This is a genomic window from Microcoleus sp. S13C4 (assembly GCF_036700865.1).
Taxonomy (GTDB): Bacteria; Cyanobacteriota; Cyanobacteriia; order Cyanobacteriales; family Microcoleaceae; genus Microcoleus.
In genome coordinates this window covers 79046-99296 of record NZ_JAUBPS010000009.1, presented here as the reverse complement: position 1 = coordinate 99296, position 20251 = coordinate 79046, and the positions used below count along the sequence as shown (strand labels likewise).

At 47.1% G+C, this 20251-nt stretch carries 15 protein-coding genes; 3 read left to right on the top strand and 12 right to left on the bottom strand.

Annotated features, from left to right (window positions below; translation table 11 throughout):
* Window positions 1-44: 44 nt before the first annotated feature.
* From QT996_RS06510 to QT996_RS06500, 3 genes are all read right to left on the bottom strand, one after another.
* Entirely contained in the window at window positions 45-857 is an 813-nt protein-coding gene (locus tag QT996_RS06510) for a carbon-nitrogen hydrolase family protein (RefSeq protein WP_333045351.1), read from the bottom strand.
* 237 nt (window positions 858-1094) lie between these two features.
* Complete coding sequence (psaJ, locus tag QT996_RS06505) at window positions 1095-1223, bottom strand: photosystem I reaction center subunit IX (RefSeq protein ID WP_333037175.1); 129 nt, start codon at window positions 1221-1223, stop codon at window positions 1095-1097.
* A 118-nt stretch (window positions 1224-1341) separates the two neighbouring features.
* Window positions 1342-1830, bottom strand: coding sequence for a Photosystem I reaction center subunit III (locus QT996_RS06500; RefSeq protein ID WP_333045349.1), 489 nt, complete (start codon window positions 1828-1830; stop codon window positions 1342-1344).
* A 330-nt stretch (window positions 1831-2160) separates the two neighbouring features.
* On the opposite strand from QT996_RS06500, the gene tsaD reads away from it, so the two are divergent.
* Entirely contained in the window at window positions 2161-3234 is a 1074-nt protein-coding gene (gene tsaD / locus QT996_RS06495; RefSeq protein WP_333045347.1) for a tRNA (adenosine(37)-N6)-threonylcarbamoyltransferase complex transferase subunit TsaD, read from the top strand.
* A 220-nt stretch (window positions 3235-3454) separates the two neighbouring features.
* Window positions 3455-3946, top strand: coding sequence for an N-acetyltransferase family protein (locus tag QT996_RS06490; RefSeq protein ID WP_333045370.1), 492 nt, complete (start codon window positions 3455-3457; stop codon window positions 3944-3946).
* 292 nt (window positions 3947-4238) lie between these two features.
* Here QT996_RS06490 and QT996_RS06485 read toward each other — a convergent pair whose 3' ends face one another.
* From QT996_RS06485 to QT996_RS06445, 9 genes are all read right to left on the bottom strand, one after another.
* Window positions 4239-4979 (bottom strand): HAD family hydrolase, encoded by a 741-nt coding sequence (locus QT996_RS06485; protein ID WP_333045345.1) that lies wholly within the window; start codon window positions 4977-4979, stop codon window positions 4239-4241.
* Window positions 4980-5180: 201 nt separating this feature from the next.
* Window positions 5181-5561 carry an endonuclease domain-containing protein gene (locus QT996_RS06480; RefSeq protein ID WP_106149545.1) on the bottom strand — a complete coding sequence of 127 codons (381 nt, stop codon included), beginning with the start codon at window positions 5559-5561 and terminating at the stop codon, window positions 5181-5183.
* 514 nt (window positions 5562-6075) lie between these two features.
* Entirely contained in the window at window positions 6076-10293 is a 4218-nt protein-coding gene (locus QT996_RS06475) for a chemotaxis protein CheB (protein ID WP_333045342.1), read from the bottom strand.
* Between the two features lie 430 nt (window positions 10294-10723).
* A complete protein-coding gene (locus QT996_RS06470; protein ID WP_333045341.1) occupies window positions 10724-12133 on the bottom strand; it encodes an adenylate/guanylate cyclase domain-containing protein in 1410 nt (469 codons plus the stop codon).
* 521 nt (window positions 12134-12654) lie between these two features.
* Window positions 12655-13806: a 30S ribosomal protein S1 gene (locus QT996_RS06465; RefSeq protein ID WP_333045340.1), complete on the bottom strand. Its 1152-nt coding sequence runs from the start codon at window positions 13804-13806 to the stop codon at window positions 12655-12657.
* A gap of 639 nt (window positions 13807-14445) precedes the next feature.
* Entirely contained in the window at window positions 14446-15003 is a 558-nt protein-coding gene (gene nrdR, locus QT996_RS06460; RefSeq protein WP_333045369.1) for a transcriptional regulator NrdR, read from the bottom strand.
* Window positions 15004-15197: 194 nt separating this feature from the next.
* Window positions 15198-15293, bottom strand: coding sequence for a photosystem II reaction center protein T (locus QT996_RS06455; protein ID WP_006635641.1), 96 nt, complete (start codon window positions 15291-15293; stop codon window positions 15198-15200).
* A gap of 143 nt (window positions 15294-15436) precedes the next feature.
* Window positions 15437-16966 carry a photosystem II chlorophyll-binding protein CP47 gene (gene psbB / locus QT996_RS06450; RefSeq protein ID WP_333045338.1) on the bottom strand — a complete coding sequence of 510 codons (1530 nt, stop codon included), beginning with the start codon at window positions 16964-16966 and terminating at the stop codon, window positions 15437-15439.
* 198 nt (window positions 16967-17164) lie between these two features.
* A complete protein-coding gene (locus QT996_RS06445) occupies window positions 17165-17494 on the bottom strand; it encodes a hypothetical protein (RefSeq protein ID WP_333045336.1) in 330 nt (109 codons plus the stop codon).
* Between the two features lie 566 nt (window positions 17495-18060).
* Here QT996_RS06445 and mnmG point away from each other — a divergent pair.
* A complete protein-coding gene (gene mnmG, locus QT996_RS06440; protein ID WP_333045334.1) occupies window positions 18061-19977 on the top strand; it encodes a tRNA uridine-5-carboxymethylaminomethyl(34) synthesis enzyme MnmG in 1917 nt (638 codons plus the stop codon).
* Window positions 19978-20251 lie beyond the last annotated feature (274 nt).

Here is a 20251-nt window from a genome sequence, read left to right as displayed (position 1 = left end):
GACGGGGATTGAAATTTTGAGACCCATTGGGTCTCAAACTTCCTTCACAGAAAAACCCGGTGTTGCAGCGATGGCATCTGGCGGCGGACTTGTTCTAGTCGATCGGGATTAATTTCTGCGATCGCCACACCTGGTTCCTCTCCAGCATCCGCCAAAACCACACCCCAAGGATCTATAATCATCGCGTGACCGTGTGTTTGACGGCGGCCGTAGTGGCGACCAGTTTGTGCAGGGGCAATCATATAACAAGTATTCTCGATCGCCCTAGCTTGCAACAAAACCTTCCAGTGATCCTTGCCAGTGTAAGCAGTAAATGCCGCCGGCACGAACAAAATATCAGCCCCCTTGTACGACAAATGTCTGTACACCTCCGGGAACCGCACGTCATAGCACACCGAAAGTCCCAGCGTCCCCAACTCCGGCGACACATAAACAGACGGCAAATCTTCACCAGCCTTCACAGTGTTCGATTCCCTGTAAGTAATGCCGTCGGGAACATCCACATCGAACAAATGTACTTTTCTGTACCTTGCCACTTCAGTGCCGTTTGGGTCTACCAGCAAACAAGTATTGTATACCTTCCCCCCTGGAGTCGGCACGGGAAATCCGCCGCCCAGAATCGTTACCTGGAACCGTTGGGCCATCGTTTTGAGGAATTTTTCGCTTTGGAGTCCGATCGCCTCTGCTTGAGCAATCTTTTCCTCCTCTTCTCCCATAAACGAGAAATTTTCTGGTAAGGAAACTAACTCTGCACCTCGACGAACTGCCAAGTCGATTAATTCCTCTGCCTGAACCAAATTTTTTTGCAGGTCAGGCAAGCTAGTCATTTGAATTGCTGCTGCGAGATAAGACTTCATCGATTCACAATATTAGTCATTAGTCATTAGTCATTAATCATTAGTCATTGGAACTAATTTGATAACTAAATAGTTGAAATTCTTAACTTTTCCCAATTTATGCACCCGTTTTGCACTAACTGGTGTGGTTTGAGAGTTTTGATATTTGAGCTTTAAATTAACCTGTAACTCATCACTCAAAACTCAAAACTCTCAACTGGTTTCTCCTAGGTTTTGCAACCTAATTTCCCTCAAACCTTAAGGCATCGGATGGAAAAGTAGGTCTGGGAAAAAGCGGTTAAATTCAATTAAAGCCGCAGCTTGAATAGATATCCAAAGGATAGCCAATACTGGTGCTGTAGAAAGAAACTTGACAAAGTATTGCATGAATTCTGCTCCTGAAAATTCGAGACAGTTGGTAATTGCCGATCGATAAGCGCGCTAATTGCTCATTTCTAGTTAATTACTTAACTGTTAGCTATTAGCTCTTCTCCATTTCCCAATTTTAGCGGGGGGAAACGGTAATTTCGTCGTCCTTCGCAAACATTTCACCGCTGGTGATGGATGTGAGAGCTGCCAGAGGCCATAAAACGCCGCTCAGCATACATTTGATTGCCAAAGGAACGTCGATAATAATCTCTTTTTCCTCTGGGGTTGCTGATTTTTTGGTAACTTGCAGATAAGAACGGCCCACCCAACCAATCCAACCTGCAATATACAAGAACAGTATGCTAGGAATCAAAAAGTCCCCTGCTCTGCTCAAGTTACCGTCTACGATTAAGTGCGGGTATCCTTCCGGGCCGCACATAGCTTGGGAATAGCGCTCGAATCTTGCTTTCGCAGATGCGGGGTCGCCATTGGTAGAACGTGCATTTTTTGCCAGTTCCTTGAATTCGGGAGAGTCTTTGCACGGCACTAAATTGTAAGCCGAAGCAACTGGAGCAAAACTGAACCAGACACTCAACACTAAAATTGCAGCAAACAATCGTCGCATGGAATTGTTTCCTTTTGTTACAAAACAATAAGTTTTTGTACAAGCATTTCAACTTGCCGATCGCGAATCCAAATTACCGCATTTGTTGACAGTCTAAAGTATCCATCAGTGATGCGGCAAAGCCCAATAGAATGAGGGATTCGCGTTTTCATAGGTCAATGCTGAGCTAGCAATACCGCGAGGATATAGCTTCCTTGCATCAGATGATGGCCTCTGTCCTTCGGGGGGCAAATATCCCTTAACCATAACCTGAGTACAGGTAGAGCGGGGGACTTGCGCCGAATTAGTTAAGCTAGCAATAGCTAACCTATCAAATAAAATTACCAGTTAATGGCAACCATTTTCGCGATCGAAACAAGTTGTGACGAAACAGCAGCAGCAATTGTTAAGAATCGTCAAGTTTGCAGCAATGTTGTAGCATCGCAAATTAAAATCCACGAGCAGTTTGGCGGGGTAGTGCCCGAAGTCGCTTCGCGGAGTCACCTAGAAATGCTAAATCAGGTAATTGCCCAGTGTCTCTGTGAAGCCAACCTCAGTTGGTCAGAAATTGACGGAATTGCAGCGACTTGTGCCCCCGGTTTAGTAGGTGCATTGTTAGTCGGGCTGACAGCGGCGAAAAGCTTGGCAATAGTCCATCAAAAACCTTTTTTAGGCGTCCACCACCTCGAAGGGCACATCTACGCTTCTTACCTTACCGAACCCGACTTGCAGCCACCGTTTTTGTGTTTGTTAGTTTCCGGGGGACACACCAGCTTAATTTATGTCAAAGATTGTGGCGTTTACGAAACTGTAGGACAAACACGCGACGACGCCGCCGGCGAAGCTTTTGATAAAGTTGCGAGACTGTTGCAGCTAGGATATCCCGGCGGCCCGCTGATTGACAAATTGGCGGCCCTTGGCAATCCCCAAGCATACCCCCTACCAGAAGGCAGAATTTCGTTACCTGGTGGTGGCTATCATCCCTACGACAGCAGTTTTAGCGGGCTGAAAACCGCAGTTTTGCAATTAGTGCAGAAACTCAAGAAACAAAATAACAATGTGGGTGCCGAAGGCATCTTGCCTGCCTCTACAATTAATGATATTGCGGCCAGCTTTCAAGAAACAGTAGCCAAGGGTTTAACAAAAAGAGCGATCGACTGTGCCGTAAATTTCGGGCTTACCACTATTGTAGTGGGTGGCGGAGTTGCAGCAAATAGCGGACTCCGAAAACACTTACAAGCAGCAGCAGCAAAACACAACTTGCGAGTATTGTTTCCGCCATTAAAATATTGTACAGACAACGCAGCAATGATCGGCTGTGCGGCGGCAGAACACTTGCAGCGAGGACACACATCGCCGCTGACTTTGGGAGCAAATTCGCGGATGGCCCTCAGCGATATTATGGAACTGTACAATAGTCATTAGTAAAAATAAGTGGGTCTTCTGCTGACCAGACTCTGCTTGGTAACGAGAAGACAGTTAATACCAATTTAATGTGAAGTTGCACATATCTCGATCCCCCTAAATCCCCCTTAATAAGGGGGACTTTGAGAAGAATCTTGTCCCCCCCTTATTAAGGGGGGTTAGGGGGGATCAGATGCTATGCTCAACAGTCAACAGTCAACAGCCAACAGTCAACCAAACGATGAAAATCCGCGATGCAGAAGAAAGCGATTTGCCAGCAATTGTCCAAATATATAACGCCGCAATACCAGGGAGAATGGCCACAGCAGATTTAAAACCAGTCTCAATTGAAAGCCGCCTTCTCTGGTATAGAGAACACTCCCCCACTTCCTGGCCGATTTGGGTAATCGAATCAGAACAAAATATTGTTGGCTGGCTGAGTTTTCAGCTTTTTTACGGACGCGCCGCCTATCAGCATACAGCAGAAGTTAGCATCTACGTCGCACCCGATCGCCAACGCTGCGGAATCGGACAAAAATTATTGCAATCGGCAATTGTGCGGAGTCCAGAATTGAACCTTAAAACTCTCATGGGAATAATCTTTTCTCACAATCAGCCAAGTTTAAGATTGTTTGAAAAATTTGGTTTTCAGCGCTGGGGATATCTGCCACAAGTTGCCGAACTTGACGGCGTTGAAAGAGATGTCGTAATTCTCGGCTTGCGTTGTTTGTAGGGACTTAGGCGAGAGGCCTTCATCGTGTCAACTTAAGATTAAAAACCTTTGTATCTCTCGCTTATAGCCGAGGCCCGATCCCCCTAAATCCCCCTTAAGAAGGGGGACTTTGAATCCCCTTTCTTATTCCCCCTTCTTAACGGGGGGACGAAACAGAAGACTTTTCCCCGTTAAAAAGGGAGACTTTGAAAACTCTTGTCCCCCCCTTCTTAAGGGGGGTTAGGGGGGATCTGGCCTGGGCTACAAGCGAGATTTTCCCAAGCAAAACCTGCCCAGGCGATGTGATGTTTCCTCAATCTGCTAAAATAGTAATTTCATCCAATGATGCGATCGCCACATCAGCTTTTTCCAAATAACTAACCTGAGCATTCCCCCAACAAATGCCGATACAGCCAGCCGCGCCCGCATTTTTACCCATCTGAATATCGCCCGCTGAATCTCCCACCATCAAAGTTGCTGCGGGATTAACTCCGAGTTTCTCACAAGCTTGCAAAAACAATTTCGGATCGGGTTTATGAACCGTTGAATCAACTCCCATTTCTAACTGAATGTAGTCACCTAATGCGTGGTGTTTCACAAATTTTTGCACCACAGCCGTCGTAGCCGCCGAAAGAATTCCCAGTTTTAAACCCGCTTCCGAAAGATACTTCAGCACTTCCAAACTGCCGACAAATAAAGGAGAAACAGCACTATTTTTAAACATTTCGTCAGCTTCGTCAAAAGCGCGGCGCGCAATACTTAAAGATTCCAACCATCCCCTGCCGGTTTCCGCTATGTATCCCGCTGCAACAATCTCATTTTCCCTGCGGCTACCCACTGCTAGCAAACCCGTGGGGTCAATGCTGCCGGTTTCGATACCGAAAGCCATTTGTAAAGGCTCTCCAACGCCCGGAATTTGAGCGTCTGCGAGGCGGGCTCGCTTCATCCCCAACAATCTCAAAAACTCCTGAGAATCCTCTAGAGTGCCGTCTTTGTCAAAGATCACGGCTTCGATATTTGAGAAGGTAATGCCCCGACATTTAATAGTTACCAAGAATCATAACTCCGTAATTTTTATATTGTTTTGTATCGTCTCATATTATGCTATTTTTAGCAATTGTTTTTAGCGCAACATAACTCTCTTGTCCCCCCCTTATTAAGGGGGGCTAGGGGGGATCTGGCCTTAACTATTACGAGATGCCCGATCGTACTCTTGTCCCCCCCCTTATTAAGGGGGGTTAGGGGGAATCTGGCCCTAAGAATGACGATCGCACGCACCCAACAACTCCTGACAAACTCCCTCAAAACACTGCAACACATCAACATTCGTAAACCTGACAACTTGCAGTCCATACCCCTCGAAAATCCCTGTTCTTTCCGCATCATATTGTTTCCCCTGTTCGGTAAAATGACTCTCGCCATCAACCTCAATTACCAATCTTAAAGCAGCACAATAAAAATCTACAATAAAATTGTCGATCGGTCGCTGTCTCAAAACTCGAAAAGGGAAATTTCTCAGAAAATCTTCCCAAAGTTTCTTTTCGGCTGGAGTTGGATTTTGCCGAAGTTCTTTGGCGATAGGGATGAGTTTCGGGTTGTAAGGTAGGTGGAAATTGGAGTCGTTTAATTTGGTCATAATCCTCCTAATCTCGGAGCGATCCCCCCTAGCCCCCCTTCTTAAGGGGGGGACAAGAGAGTTCTCAAAGTCACCCTTCTTAAGGGGGGACAAGAGAGTTCTCAAAGTCACCCTTATTAAGGGGGGACAAGAGAGTTCTCAAAGTCACCCTTATTAAGGGGGGACAAGAGAGTTCTCAAAGTCACCCTTCTTAAGGGGGGACAAGAGAGTTCTCAAAGTCACCCTTCTTTAGGGGGGACAAAAGAGTTCTCAAAGTCACCCTTCTTAAGGGGGGACAAGAGAGTTCTCAAAGTCACCCTTCTTAAGGGGGGACAAGAGAGTTCTCAAAGTCCCCCTTCTTAAGGGGGATTTAGGGGGATCTCCGGGCCCGAAAAATTGTTAACGCAAGCGTATTTCGTCATCATCCTCCTAATCTCGATCCGGAGATCCCCCCTAACCCCCCTTAAGAAGGGGGGGACAAGAGTTTAACTGCCTAATCTAATCTCAAACATCATAAATAAAGACTCCAAAATATTTAAAATCGTCCCGCTAAATTGGCCACTATTAATGCTAGTTGAACAGGCTGAATAGGTTTGGAAATATGGGTTTGAAAACCAGCTTCGATCGCCCTTTGCCGTTCTTTATCGCTCGCATAGGCAGTCAGTGCGGCGGCGGGGATTTCTCCTCCGGCTTCCACAGCAAGAGCTCGCACTTGTCGAATTAAGAAATACCCATCTTCCTCTGGCATTCCGATATCGGAGATTAGCACGTCATATCTGCCGGGATTCTCAGTCAAAGCATCGATCGCACTTCTGGCAGATGCAACCGTCAAAACCTCAGCCCCGTAGCTTGCGAGTACAAATTCTAAGAGTTCCCGGGTATCGATCTGATCGTCCACAACTAAGATGTGCAAGCCTTCGAGAGAGGGGACGATATCCTTTGAGGCGTTTAAAGGCTCTACCAAAGCAGTTGACTTTAAATCGATCGCCGATTTCAACTCTTGAGGCAGCGATCGCAACGGCAATCTCACAGTCATTGTAGTTCCTTGTTCCTCACCGGGACTATCCGCTTCCACCGTTCCTCCGTGCAATTCTACCAGATGACGCACGATCGACAAACCCAATCCCAGCCCTTGATTCCGCTTAGTGGTGGTGGAATCGCCTTGATGGAAACGATCGAAAATATACGGCAAGGAGTCTGCCCAAATGCCTTTTCCCGTGTCGCTAACTTGAAGTTGAGCGTGATTCTCGATCGCCGATAACGTTACTTCCACTCGTCCCCCGGCCGGAGTAAACTTAATTGCATTAGACAGAAGATTCCACACAACTTGTTGCAATCTATCAGCATCGCCTAAAACAGTTGCAGGACTCAACTGCGAAACAAGTTGAATATTTTTTGCTTCGGCTGATAATTGAACCCCATCCAGCGCAGCTTCTACTACCAAAACCAAATCGATCAAATTGGTATTAAGAGCCAGCTTGCCGTTGGTAATCCGGGAAATATCCAGGATATCTTCGATTAACTGAGATTGCGTCCTAGCGCTGCGCTCGATCACTTCTAGAGCGCGATTAGCCGCTGCTTCCTTAAGCACGCCGGAGCGCAGGATTTGTGCCCATCCCAGGATCGGAGTCAGGGGATTGCGGAGTTCGTGGGAGAGATTCGCGAGAAATTCATCTTTAGCACGGTTGGCGGTTTCTGCTTGTTGGCGCGCAAACTGTTCCTGCTCCAATAACTGCGATCGCTGTGTCTCAAACTGCTTGCGCTCTGTGATATCCTCGATCGACAACAGAATCATTAAAGCTTGATCTTCTCGTTCAAGTTTACAAGCATTCAGCAGCATAGTTTTCTGCCCAATCTGCTCAAACAGGTGATTCCACTCAAAGTTTTGAAGCTGAACATCACTCACCAGAATATCTTCCAATATCCATCGCAATTGGGGGATATTCCACTGCCCGTTTCCTAGCTCAAACAGCGAAGATTGCGCTGTTTCTGAGGATGAAACCCGAAACGTTTCATAGAACGCTCGATTTGCTTTATTCACTCGGAAATTAGCATCTAGCACGACTAAAGGCGTTTGCACAGTTTCCACGATGGTTTCAGCGTAGTTTCGGGCATTCTCTAAGGTGGTGGCACTGCGTTTGAGCGCGTCAATATCAATCAAAACCATTACCACACCGTCAATCTTGTTTTCCGTTGTGCGGTAAGGACGAATGCGGAGGTTGTACCAATATCCCGCTCCCGTTTCAACTTCTTGTTCTTTCGTTTGGAGAGTATCAATCACCTCCAAAATCATCTGTTCCAACTCGGGAACGTTCAGAGTCGATCGGATGTCGCTAAAGGGTCGTCCAACATCGGTGGAAATCAGACTAAAAAGTTGTTGTGCAGCGGGCGTAAAGCGTCGAATCAGTAAATCGTTTGTCAGCATTAAGATCGGAATATTGATACTGGCAAGCAAATTTGTCAGATCGTTATTGACCAAGCTTTGTTCAATATTTCGGCTGCGAAGTTCATCGTTAGTGGTGGTGAGTTCCTCATTAGTGGCTTGAATCTCTTCTTTTGCAGTTTCTAACTCTTCGTTGGTGCTTTGCAACTCTTCGTTGCTCGATAGGATTTCTTCGTTCGCAATTTTGAGGTCTTGGTTGAGACTTTCGTGCTCTTGGATCACTGCTTGCAGTTGCGCTTGAGCCACAATTTTTTGTTGGTTAGCGGTGGCAAGTGCCTGCGTCAGCCTCTCAATTTCACGCGCTAAATCACCTGGCTCAAAGCTTTCAGAAGTGAGGGTGCTGAGGTTAAGCACCGTGGGTGAAGGCTCTTCAAATAGCACCAAAAAGTAGCGTCCTTCGACGGTCAGTGGCTGGAACGGAATTACCTCAAAATTGACGATACTCGATCGTCCCCCCGATTCAACGGATACCCCTTCTTTCCTAACCATCACGTTCTCCGTCCGTGCCTGATAAATCGCGGTGCGAAGCTCACCCAGCAAGCCTTCCCTTGCCATTGTCAGCAAGTTTAAGTCGGGCGTTCCGAATGCCAGTCTCAAGTAAGGATTGATGTCTCCCCGCACTTGCAGGATGTTCATCGGCTCGTTGACCACCACACCTGCTGGGGCATAGCGATTCAAAATTAGTTGGTCAGTTTCTCGCTGTAAATCAAAGCTCTTCGTAAAATTTTCATTCACTTCCTGCCGTTCACGTGCTTTAGCGACAGGATAGGAACTCCGCGTAAACGAAAAAGTGGGACGAGTCGCACTCAACTTTTTGGCATAAATTTTACACTTTTTATCCACTGAGGTAAATAATGATGAAAATTTTCCGGTAGTCTCAGAAGTTCCTAATAGGAGAAAGCCTGTTGGGTTAAGACTGTAATGAAAAATCGGCATCACTTTTTTTTGCAATGACTCTGCCAAGTAGATCAGCACATTGCGACAGCTAACTAAATCGAGATTGGAAAAAGGCGGGTCGCTACCTAAGTCTTGTCGGGCAAATACACACAGTTCGCGGACTGCCTTGGTGATTCTATAGCTACCTGCTGCTTCAGGAATAAAGAAGCGAGTACGTCGTTCTGGTGAAACATCTACCATCTGGTTTTCTGAATAGACGCCAGACCTCGCTTTGCCGATCGCCTGCTCGCTAATGTCCGTGGCAAAAATCTGGATCGGTGGCGCGATGATTTGAGCGCCCAAAAACTCCAGCAAACAGATGGCGATCGAATAAACTTCTTCACCTGTCGAACATCCCGCAACCCAAATCCGAATCGGAGCTTCTGCCGATTTATTTTTGGTTATCGTAGGGAAAACCAGCTCTTTTAACTTTTCAAAGGCTTCGGGATCGCGGAAGAAACTGGTAACGTGGATCAGGATTTCTTCATAAAGGGCTGTGACTTCAGCCGAATTGTGGCGAAGATATTCGGCGTAATCATCCAAGCTGTCCAGCTTGTACAACACCATCCGCCGCTGGATGCGTCGAGCGATCGTGGTAGGTTTGTAGTGGCTAAAATCAACGCCTGTGTTCAATTTCAGCAGCGCAAAAATAGTTGGCAGGGCATCTCCCAGTTCGGGCAATTCCTCAACTTTGTTCAGAAGAAGCGGGGAAGTGAGAAGGGGATTGCGACTATAGTTTGTCAGTTCCTCGGCAATTTTTTCAGGCGGCAGAACAAAATCGACATTCCCTGTGGCAACAGCGGTAGTCGGCATACTATCGAATTTTGCTGTGCTTTGACATTGAGCAAAAGTCATGCCTCCGGCTGCTTTGATTGCCTTGAGCCCCAGTGAACCGTCTCCGTCTCCCCCGGATAAAACTACGGCGATTGCTTTGTGGCCGCGATCGATCGCCAATGATGTAAAAAAGGCATCTCCCGGCATATATTTGCCATAAATCTTCTCGCGCGGGGATAGTTGCAGCAAGCCTTTAGATAGCACCATCTTGGTGTTGGGCGGAATCACGTAGACTTGATTGGGCTCTACAGCTATGCCGTCTTTTACCTCATTAACAGGCATTTGCGTCGTTCTGGCGAGAATCTCGCTAAGCAGACTTTTGTGAGCGGGGTCTAAATGCTGAATCAGCACAAACGCCATACCCGTATCTATCGGTAAATGGCTGAGTAACTCCGTGAAGGCTTCCAACCCTCCTGCTGAGGCGGCAATCCCAACGATGGGAAAGGCAGCATCGCTTTCGGCGGCTAATTGTTGGCTGTCGAGGGCGGCTGGGGCGATCGATTCGGGTGTATTTTCTGGAGAGAATTGAGAAGAAGTCATGATGTGAACTCTTGGACCTCCGTTATTTCGCAGCCTACATATCTGGTAAGGGTGCGAGTCATTAATTCAGATTATTTTTACTAGAGCTTAAGTTGCCACGAGAAGGCAGCTAGCTTGAAGATGAGAGGTGGCTTTTAAGTAGGGAAACTCCAAGAGCCCATTAGTGTCAAAAATCGCCTGAAAGCCTTGATAAATCCCGTTTTTACCTGAGTCCCGATCCCCCTAAATCCCCCTTAAGAAGGGGGACTTTGAAAAATACTTCTTGTCCCCCCCCGTTATTAAGGGAGATCGAGACTTGGCTATAAACGAGAGAGACGGTTGGTTTTACGTTAAGTTCACACGCCTTTGGCAATGCCATGTCCCTACCCGTTTGCTGTTGGGGCGATCGCAAGAAGAGGCTGCCAATAACCAGATATATTTATTTACCTACTTAGCTTCTTTGAGCGACCAGTGCAGCAGACAGCGCAATTACAGATTCAGTATTAATTCTAGCAGTATAAGCGACTTGCGCCCCTTGTATGCCTTTTAAATCTTCAACTCGTTTGTGAATTTCGGACACTCCAGCAGCTTTTAATGCTGTCAAAAATGCTGGGTCGTTGTAAACATCTTCGGAAAACGAAACTTCGTCACTTTTAGAAAGATTTTGAAGGCGGGCGGCTTTATTGACTGTGGAACCAAAATAGTCGATCGCATTATTCAGATTTACCAGCAAAGCCGTACCTCGGTGAATGCCAATTCTGACTTGAATCCACTCTTCTTTTTGGCGAGTTGAATTGTACTCTCTGAAAGAGGTCACAGCAGCGGCTGCTGCCATAATGGCTTGTTCGTTGCTGATAAAGGAAGCCATGACGGCATCGCCGATGGTTTTAATTACTTTACCGCCAACTTTCTCGATCGACTCAAAGAAAATTTCAAAATGATCGCGCACAATATTGTAAGCTTTAGTATCTCCCAGCGTTTCGTACATTCTGGTAGAACCGGTAATATCGGTAAACATAATACTAATCGCCCGAATCTTGACTCGCTCTCTTTCCGATATTACTTGATCGCCAAACAAACGCTTGTAATCTGGGTGATGAAGCAGTTGCATTCCTGATAGCCGCAGGGGCAGTTGTTCTAATGTCAATTCATCGGGCAATTCATCTGAATGCAAAATCAACCCGGACAAATTGTGATCGGTATTAGTTAGTTCGAGCTTAATTTTTCCGGGACGCACGGCTAGCTCTGTTTTGTCAAAATCTGGGCCGGCTAACTGTTTGAGTTGAATTTCTTGTATGTCTTCTGTTTCTTCGCCTTCAACCTTTAAAATCCCTTTAGCTAAAGTGAGGGGACAGCAGTACCGATATCGACCGTTTTCTAAGGTAACTATCTCCGATTCAGTGCAGTATAAAGGCGTTACCAGTTGCAGTTTGCTCTGGAGTACGGGAGGGGGAGCGCAGACGGGCCGCAGTTGCGGGTCTTCGATTTCTTTGTTCAGGGAAAAAGTAACTTCGACGCGATCGAGCAAATCAATTTTAAACTCGCGATCGCACATCGGGCAAAAAGACATTTCTGATGTGTCTGCCAAATCCTTGAATTCGTCTGTAATCATGTTGCAGTGGGGGCAGTGAATATCCCAGTGCAAGTCGAAGGCACCGGCTTTCACTCCGTGCAGAAATTCCGAAGTAATTCTTTTAATATTCTTGACTGTATCCCCTGCTACGTAGTAAGGGTTAATCCGCAATCTCTGCAAAATGTGGGAACCGATTAACCATTTTTCGATTTGGTCGATCGTTCCTTTGCTAGAATTAGGACGTTTTTTAAGCTGTTCTAATTTTTCTTTTAATAGTTCGATGTTCATTATCCGCTTGCCTCTGAGCGTCAGGGCAAGAAATTTCTAAGTATTATTTTGTGTAATTTGCTCGTCTAGTTTGTTCTTGCCTGAGAATGCTGATTAGTTCGCACTTGTGCGGATGTCCCTGATGTTTGTAAATCTTAACAAATTAGCAGCATAAAGGCTATGCCTATTTAGGCAGAGCGATCTGCAACTTGTATTAATTCAAAGTGCGATCGCTGCATCGGTCTACAGAAATATCTTAAATATCGGTAATTAAGAATGGGGAATTGGGAATCGGGAATTCTAAACCAATACGCTTGGGTTAAAACTATTTATTCCTCGGAGATCCCCCTAAATCCCCCTTAAGAAGGGGGACTTTGAGTAAGTTCTTGTCCCCCCCTTTTTAAGGGGGGTTAGGGGGGATCGAGCTTAACTGAACCTATTGAATAGTCCGCCACCCAGCAGCGACTAATGACTAATAACTAATGACTAACTCAAAAAAAAAAGAGGGAATTTTCCCTCTTTTAATCACACTAAGTGCGATGTTATTCTTCCGTCGCAGGAGGGATTTCTTCCTCTACATCTAATACTGCTTCGGGTGCTACTTCGGGTGCTGCTTCGGGTGCTGCTTCGGGTGCTGCTTCGGGTGCTACTTCCTGTGCGGCTTCGGGCGCTGCTTCAGGTGCTACTTCCGGCAGATCCTCTTCCATTGCTGAGGGCACATCTTCGAGTTCGTCGGAGAAGTCATCATCAGCATCAGTTGAGTCTACGGGAATGTCTATGCCTGCTTTAGCTTGCTTTTGAGCGAGCATTTTCTCACGGAACTTAGCTGCCATTTCCTCAGCTTTTTCGTAAACCAATTCGCGATTTTTGACCATCGCGCCCGGTTCCGGTTCCAACTGTTTGGTGGAGAGAGAAATCCGGCCCCTCTCGGCATCCAAGTCAATGATCATCACTTTCACTTCGTCGTTGACATTGAAGACGCTATGAGGCGTATCGATGTGATCGTGCGAAATTTCCGAGATGTGCAGCAAGCCGCTGACGCCGCCGATGTCGATAAAGGCACCGTAAGGCTTGATACCCCGTACTGTACCGATGACCACTTCCCCAACTTCGAGGCGGTTCATCTTGCGCTCAACTAAGGCGCGACGATGACTCAAAACTAGGCGGTTGCGGTCTTCGTCTACCTCTAAGAATTTTAATGGTAATTCTTCGGCGACTAATTCTTCCTTCGGTTTGCGGGTACTGATGTGAGAACCGGGAATAAAGCCTCGCAACCCTTCTATTCTCACGAGTGCGCCGCCGCGGTTGGTGGCAAATACTTGCGATCGTACTGTGGCATCTTCTGCTTGCAGTTGTCGCACTCTTTCCCACGCCCGCATATACTCGATACGCCGGATGGACAGGGTTAACTGTCCGTCTTCATTTTCATCGGTAAGGATGAAAAATTCTCTAGTTTCGTTTGATTGCAATACCTCTTCAGGGCTTTCGACTCGATTGATCGACATTTCCTGAATGGGAATGTACGCTGCTGTTTTAGCACCGATATCAATCAGAGCGCCCCTGGGTTCTATACTAAAAACTGTACCCGCTACTACATCGCCCGGGCTAAAGTGATAGTCATATTTATCAAGTAGGGCTGCAAAATCTTCGTGAGTAAAGCCGATGTCTTTGACTGTGGTTTTGAGATTGACCATGCGAATAGTTTCCTAGGATTTCTCTCCTTCATGTTTTTCGTTTGTGCCGGCAGATATTCGAGATTTTGGTGAAAAAGCGGTTAACTTTTTTCAAAATCTTTTACTAAAGTCAGTTTTTGCTAACTTTTGCTGGGTGCAACTGCACACCAGCGCTTGCCATTACTGTTACTCCATACTCTGTGTTAAAACGTTTAATCTTAACATTCCGAGTCAAGTAGACTATTTTGACACTCTCAGGTATAAATAAACTGAGATTCTTCATTCAACGAGCCGACTTGCTGGCGACAGGATTACTCCAGTCTAAGTAGAGGTCGGTTTCTCCAGAAGCGTAAATTTCGGTATGCCCTACCGTATTTAATTAGTCACCGATCTTTAGTTAGGTTTTGTTCAAATGCGAGCTTTCCTAAACTGCAACACCGTTAGGTGTGACTACGCACTCAACTAATCCAGTTAAGTTTTTACGTTGTCTAGTTATACTCTATTTTAGACCGATGACGATCATATCACACCCAGCACTCTTACTGAGAAAAAAGAACACTCGCTCGAATGAGAGTCCCTTGAGTCGCTATTCCTCCCGGCCTTCCTCGCGACAAGGTTTTCAATCTCCCAGAATATTTCTATAAATTAATTTAAGCGAGCTTAGCTGGGAGTAGCGCAGGATGCTGGGCTTTCTCGATCGGCTGCATCCGAATCCGCCAAATCTGCGTCAAAATCCGACCCCGTTTCTGACTCTTCAGTTTCATTGAGGGGACTCTGAAGGTGATTTAGGGTGTCTACAAAATCTCGGATGCCTCGAAATTGCCGATATACCGAGGCAAAACGGACATAAGCGACTTCGCTGAGCGGGCGCAGGTGCAACAGCACCAGTTCCCCAATTTCTGAACTGGCGATTTCTCGGAGCGATCGACCTTGGAGTTGGGCCTCGATTTCTTCTGCCAGGGTTTCGAGATGCCCGGAAGACAAACCAGTTTTTTCGCAGGCCCGAACCAGCCCCCTCACTAATTTTGACCTGTCAAAAGATTCGCGCTTGCCATCCCGCTTGATCACTGTAATCGGCACAAATTCTATGCGTTCGTAAGTTGTGAAGCGGTGCTGACAGCTCAAACACTCGCGCCGCCGACGGATGCTTTGACCTGATTCGGCTGAACGCGATTCTAGAACGCGACTATTTGTGTGTTGGCAGGAGGAACAGCGCATGATTGCTGATTTTAACAGGCATTGCCAGCAAATTGCCACTCATCTAACCGCGCGGGGTCTGATGAATGGCTGGACTAGAAAAATGACTTAGCAATCAGCGGTAAAATAGTCCCGCACCAAATTAGATCACTATGATGCGGGCTAACCGCAGTCCGGTTCAAGATATTTTGGACTTGCTGGAGGCGTATAGCTAATTATTTGCCAATCCGGGGAGGTTCCCGAAAGGCGATCGCAAAAAATAGTACGCCTATGGCTAAAGCCAGAATCAAAATGTAAGCAACACTTTCCATGTTAAATTTTCCCTATCTTCCCTTGCCGTATTATTTTATCTTAATTACTGGTTTTATTATTAACTAAAAAAACCCGGTTTCTTCAAGAAACCGGGTTTTTGTGTAGCGGGGAAGTTTCCCCCCTACCCAGAGGCTGGCGAAATTTAGAGAGGTTCTTCTCTTCTGGTGGTCACGTCGCCCAGTTTTTGGAACAAGCCCCACTCGACTTGTTCTTCCAAGTCAGCCTCAACTCCAGCAAACACGTCGCGGAAAATAGTCCGAGAACCGTGCCAGATATGGCCGAAGAAGAATAGCAAAGCAAAGCAAACGTGTCCGAAAGTGAACCAACCACGAGTCGAAGTGCGGAACACCCCGTCAGAGTTCAAGGTTTCACGATCGAAATCAAACACTTCACCTTTTTGAGCAGCGCGAGCAAACTTCTTAACATCTAGAGGATTATTAAAGGTTTGACCGTTAAGTTCGCCACCGTAGAAGCTGACGGTAACTCCGCTTTGTTCAAAGCTGTATTTTGATTCAGCACGGCGGAAGGGGATATCAGCGCGAACGACCCCATCTTTGTCTGTCAAAATCACTGGGAAAGTTTCAAAGAAGTTGGGGAGGCGGCGAACCGACAATACCCGACCTTCGCTGTCAGTAAATACTGGATGGCCCAGCCAGCTTTTGGCAATACCGTCGCCATTGACCATCGCGCCGGCCCGGAACAAACCGCCTTTAGCAGGAGAGTTGCCCACGTAGTCGTAGAAAGCCAATTTTTCAGGAATTTGTTCGTAAGCTTCTTGGAAGCCTTGGCCACCGGCCAAGGTAGCTTGGGCTCTGCGATCGATTTCTTGTTGGAAATAGCCGCTGTCCCACTGATAGCGAGTCGGGCCAAAAAGTTCGATCGGAGTAGCAGCAGAACCGTACCACATCGTACCCGCCACCACAAAGGCTGCGAAGAACACGGCAGCGATACTGCTAGAAAGTACAGTTTCGATATTCCCCATCCGCAGGGCTTTGTAAAGACGTTCCGGCGGCCGCACTGTCAAGTGAAACAAACCGGCAATTACGCCGACTACGCCCGCTGCAATGTGGTGAGCCACGATGCCACCCGGATTATACGGGTCAAAGCCTTCAGGGCCCCAAGCAGGTGCCACTGGCTGGACGTGACCGGTCAGGCCGTAGGGGTCGGAAACCCACATTCCCGGACCGAAAAGTCCCGAAAGGTGAAATGCGCCGAAGCCGAAGCAAAGCAAGCCGGAGAGGAACAGGTGAATGCCAAACATTTTTGGCAAGTCGAGGGCTGGTTCACCGGTGCGAGGGTCTCTGAAAAGTTCTAAGTCCCAAAATACCCAGTGCCAAACTGCTGCTAAGAACAGCAGGCCCGAGAGGATGATGTGAGCGACGGCGACGCCTTCAAAGGACCAGAAGCCCGGATCAACGTTACCTTCGCCGGTGATGCTCCAACCGCCCCAAGAACCCGTAACTCCCAAGCGAGTCATAAACGGGAGCACGAACATCCCTTGACGCCACATCGGGTTCAGAACTGGGTCTGTAGGGTCAAAAACTGCTAATTCATAAAGGGCCATTGAGCCGGCCCAACCTGCCACGAGGGCAGTGTGCATTAAGTGTACAGAAATCAATCGGCCTGGGTCATTTAAGACGACTGTGTGTACGCGATACCAGGGTAGTCCCATTGACTGCGGTTCTCCAAGGTGTAAGTGATGATGTCTATTTTTACGGAAAAATCAGATTCTCAATCCCCAGCAGTTACCTGCAGGGTTTAAACTCTGCCTTTTGCCGACTGCCATCTACCTTCAAAGGTGGAGGCATAAAAATGAAAGTTATTTAAAGAAGTGTATCGAGTGTTAGAACCGATTGCAATATGTTGGACATTACATTAGTTGCGGGTTGCCCATTTCGCAGCGGGCGGCGATCGTCCCGAGGCGTTCGAGGACTTGCTCGGCATCGATCAGTCTGGTGAGCTTAACGTTGCCGATATTTTTTGCGGGATCGGCAGGATCGGGAGAGACTGCAGGTTGGACTTCTACCATGAGTACAGCGTCTTCTACGCGGTAGAGCCACATTTTTTCGTTGCGATCGCAAAGGCAGAGGTTGAGCTGTTGGATGTCTGGCTGGCGTCTCCAGGCGGCGTGACTCCACTCGCCGCCTACACCCCAGACGCGCCCTACTTTCCAGCCGTCGGATAAGAAGAAGTATTTCACTTGTGTACGCTTGTTGAGATTTTTTTGTCTAACATAACGCAAAACGGCAATTGTACGGAATGATTGAACCGCTTTCGTCGCGAGGGACGCGAAGGAAGAATAGAGAAGATGTAGGTAATCTGGTAGCTGTTGGGGATAAATTTACCTACTTGTGAGAGGGCTTTCTGTCTGGTCTATCTGCAAAATATCCGATCTTTGATTGTTGAAGTCGTGTGCAATTCCTAGCATTTCGAGGGGGAATACTCCTGACAGCGCCTCGCTTGTATCTGGAAGTTCTAAACATTTCAAAGTGCCTTCGGGCCCTAACAAGGTCGTGGTATTTTTGCTCTTTTGGTGGCTGGCTGTCGATCGAATAATCTCGCATAATGTTAATCTCGATTAATCTGCCTGAATTTGAGCCTAATCAACCAGCCAAATTCAGATTAAGCCAGACATCCATCCGCGTTCATCTGCGTGCATCTGCGGTTAAAAATCCCCCACCAATATTTTTGCCAAAAACCCAATCGCAAAACGATCGACATTACTGCTAAAATCAAGTACGAGTCCTTGCCGCTCAAACGCAGACCATGACCGCACAAACACCAGTACAATTCCAAGACAGTTTCGACATCATCGTAGTAGGTGGCGGGCACTCCGGCTGCGAAGCCGCCCTCGCCACTTCTCGCCTCGGCTGTCGCACCCTTCTCCTCACCCTCAATCTCGACAAAATTGCGTGGCAACCTTGCAATCCGGCTGTCGGCGGCCCGGCTAAAACCCAACTTACTAACGAAGTTGATGCGTTAGGTGGGGAAATTGGCAAAATGGCCGATCGCACTTATCTACAAAAGCGCATCCTCAACTCTTCACGAGGCCCCGCAGTGTGGGCCCTGCGAGCCCAAACTGACAAGCGGGAATACGCCGCCGTGATGAATAATATTGTTGAAAACCAAGAGAATTTGACCATCCGAGAAGCGATGGTGACAGACTTAGTTTTGGGCAAAAACGAAGAAGTAATCGGAGTCGAAACATACTTTGGCGTCGCTTTTGAATGCAAAGCAGTAATTCTGACCACAGGCACTTTTTTAGGTGGCACAATTTGGGTAGGCAATAAGTCGATGCCCGCCGGACGTGCGGGAGAATTTGCAGCCGTTGGTTTGACGGAAACTCTCAATCGTTTGGGCTTTGAAACTGGCAGGTTAAAAACTGGAACTCCGGCAAGAGTTGACAAACGTACTCTCGATTACACTAACCTGGAACCGCAGCCGGGAGATGCAGAGGTTCGCTGGTTTAGTTTCGACCCCGAAGTTTGGATCGAACGGGAACAAATGCCTTGTTACCTAACTAGAACTACGCCAGAAACTCACCAGTTAATTAGAGATAATTTGCACCTTTCTCCAGTCTACGGCGGCTGGGTTGATGCGAAGGGGCCGCGCTATTGTCCGAGTATTGAAGATAAAATTGTGCGGTTTGCGGATAAGGAAAGTCACCAGATTTTTATTGAACCGGAAGGTAGGGATATTCCTGAACTTTATATCCAAGGTTTTTCGACTGGTTTACCCGAAACTTTGCAATTGCAAATGTTGCGGACTCTTCCGGGTTTGGAAAAGTGCGAGATGATGCGCCCTGCTTATGCTGTGGAGTACGATTATTTGCCGGCCACTCAGTGCTTTCCAACGCTGATGACTAAGAAGATTGAAGGGCTGTTTTGCGCGGGTCAGGTGAACGGTACGACTGGATATGAGGAGGCGGCTGCACAGGGGATTGTGGCGGGGATTAATGCGGCTCGGTTTGCGAAAAATCAGGAGATGATTGTGTTTCCTCGCGAGCAAAGTTATATCGGGACTTTGATTGATGATTTGTGTACGAAGGATTTGCGGGAACCTTACCGGATGTTGACTTCGCGATCGGAATATCGGCTATTATTGCGATCGGACAATGCTGACCAACGCTTGACTCCGCTGGGACGGGAAATTGGTTTGATTGGCGATCGCCGGTGGGAGTTGTTCGATCGCAAACAAGCTAATATTGTGGCAGAGAAGGAACGCTTGTACTCGACGCGGGTGAAAGAGCACGAGGAAGTTGGCAAGGCAATTTTTGCTGGCACTCAACAAGCGATTAAAGGTTCGATTACTCTTGCTGATTTGTTGCGTCGTCCTGGTTTTCATTATGTGGATTTGGAACGCTACAATTTAGGCAATTCTAGTCTGAAGTTGGCTGAGAAAGAGGGTGCGGAAATTGACATAAAATATTCTGGCTATCTGCAAAAACAGCAAAATCAAATTGATGAAATTATCAGACACGAACGCCGACAATTGCCGGCAGATTTGGATTACATGGCAATTACAACTCTCTCCAAAGAATCGCGGGAAAAGTTGGCTAAGGTGAAACCGCTGACGATTGGCCAAGCTGCCAGAATTGGTGGGGTAAATCCGGCTGATGTTAATGCTTTGTTGATTTTTCTGGAAGTGCGAAACCGTCAGCAGCCAGCGGGTGTAGGTAAATAAGCTAAAGTAGAGGTTTCTCAAGGCTACCTTCAATTTTATGAAATATAGCAATCCTTGCAGGAGTCGTAAACTTTTTACCCCACCCCAACCCTCCCCTTATCAAGGGGAGGGAGTAAGAAATTCACAAATGATGCGAGGATTGCTATAGCAGTATGAAAAAGTGTGACTATTGTGGTATCACTATTTTGCTCGGCGGGTTTCATATTGAGGGATATAGATTCTGGGCTTTGCTGATTTACGGTATGAATCAACTTTTATCTGAAGTTACAAAACT

Bases quoted from the DNA above. Each gene is read 5' to 3' on its own strand.
- QT996_RS06510 (WP_333045351.1), bottom strand. From the start codon at position 857: ATGAAGTCTTATCTCGCAGCAGCAATTCAAATGACTAGCTTGCCTGAC.
- psaJ (WP_333037175.1), bottom strand. From the start codon at position 1,223: ATGCAATACTTTGTCAAGTTTCTTTCTACAGCACCAGTATTGGCTATC.
- QT996_RS06500 (WP_333045349.1), bottom strand. From the start codon at position 1,830: ATGCGACGATTGTTTGCTGCAATTTTAGTGTTGAGTGTCTGGTTCAGT.
- tsaD (WP_333045347.1), top strand. From the start codon at position 2,161: ATGGCAACCATTTTCGCGATCGAAACAAGTTGTGACGAAACAGCAGCA.
- QT996_RS06490 (WP_333045370.1), top strand. From the start codon at position 3,455: ATGAAAATCCGCGATGCAGAAGAAAGCGATTTGCCAGCAATTGTCCAA.
- QT996_RS06480 (WP_106149545.1), bottom strand. From the start codon at position 5,561: ATGACCAAATTAAACGACTCCAATTTCCACCTACCTTACAACCCGAAA.
- QT996_RS06475 (WP_333045342.1), bottom strand. From the start codon at position 10,293: ATGACTTCTTCTCAATTCTCTCCAGAAAATACACCCGAATCGATCGCC.
- QT996_RS06470 (WP_333045341.1), bottom strand. From the start codon at position 12,133: ATGAACATCGAACTATTAAAAGAAAAATTAGAACAGCTTAAAAAACGT.
- QT996_RS06465 (WP_333045340.1), bottom strand. From the start codon at position 13,806: ATGGTCAATCTCAAAACCACAGTCAAAGACATCGGCTTTACTCACGAA.
- nrdR (WP_333045369.1), bottom strand. From the start codon at position 15,003: ATGCGCTGTTCCTCCTGCCAACACACAAATAGTCGCGTTCTAGAATCG.
- QT996_RS06455 (WP_006635641.1), bottom strand. From the start codon at position 15,293: ATGGAAAGTGTTGCTTACATTTTGATTCTGGCTTTAGCCATAGGCGTA.
- psbB (WP_333045338.1), bottom strand. From the start codon at position 16,966: ATGGGACTACCCTGGTATCGCGTACACACAGTCGTCTTAAATGACCCA.
- mnmG (WP_333045334.1), top strand. From the start codon at position 18,061: ATGACCGCACAAACACCAGTACAATTCCAAGACAGTTTCGACATCATC.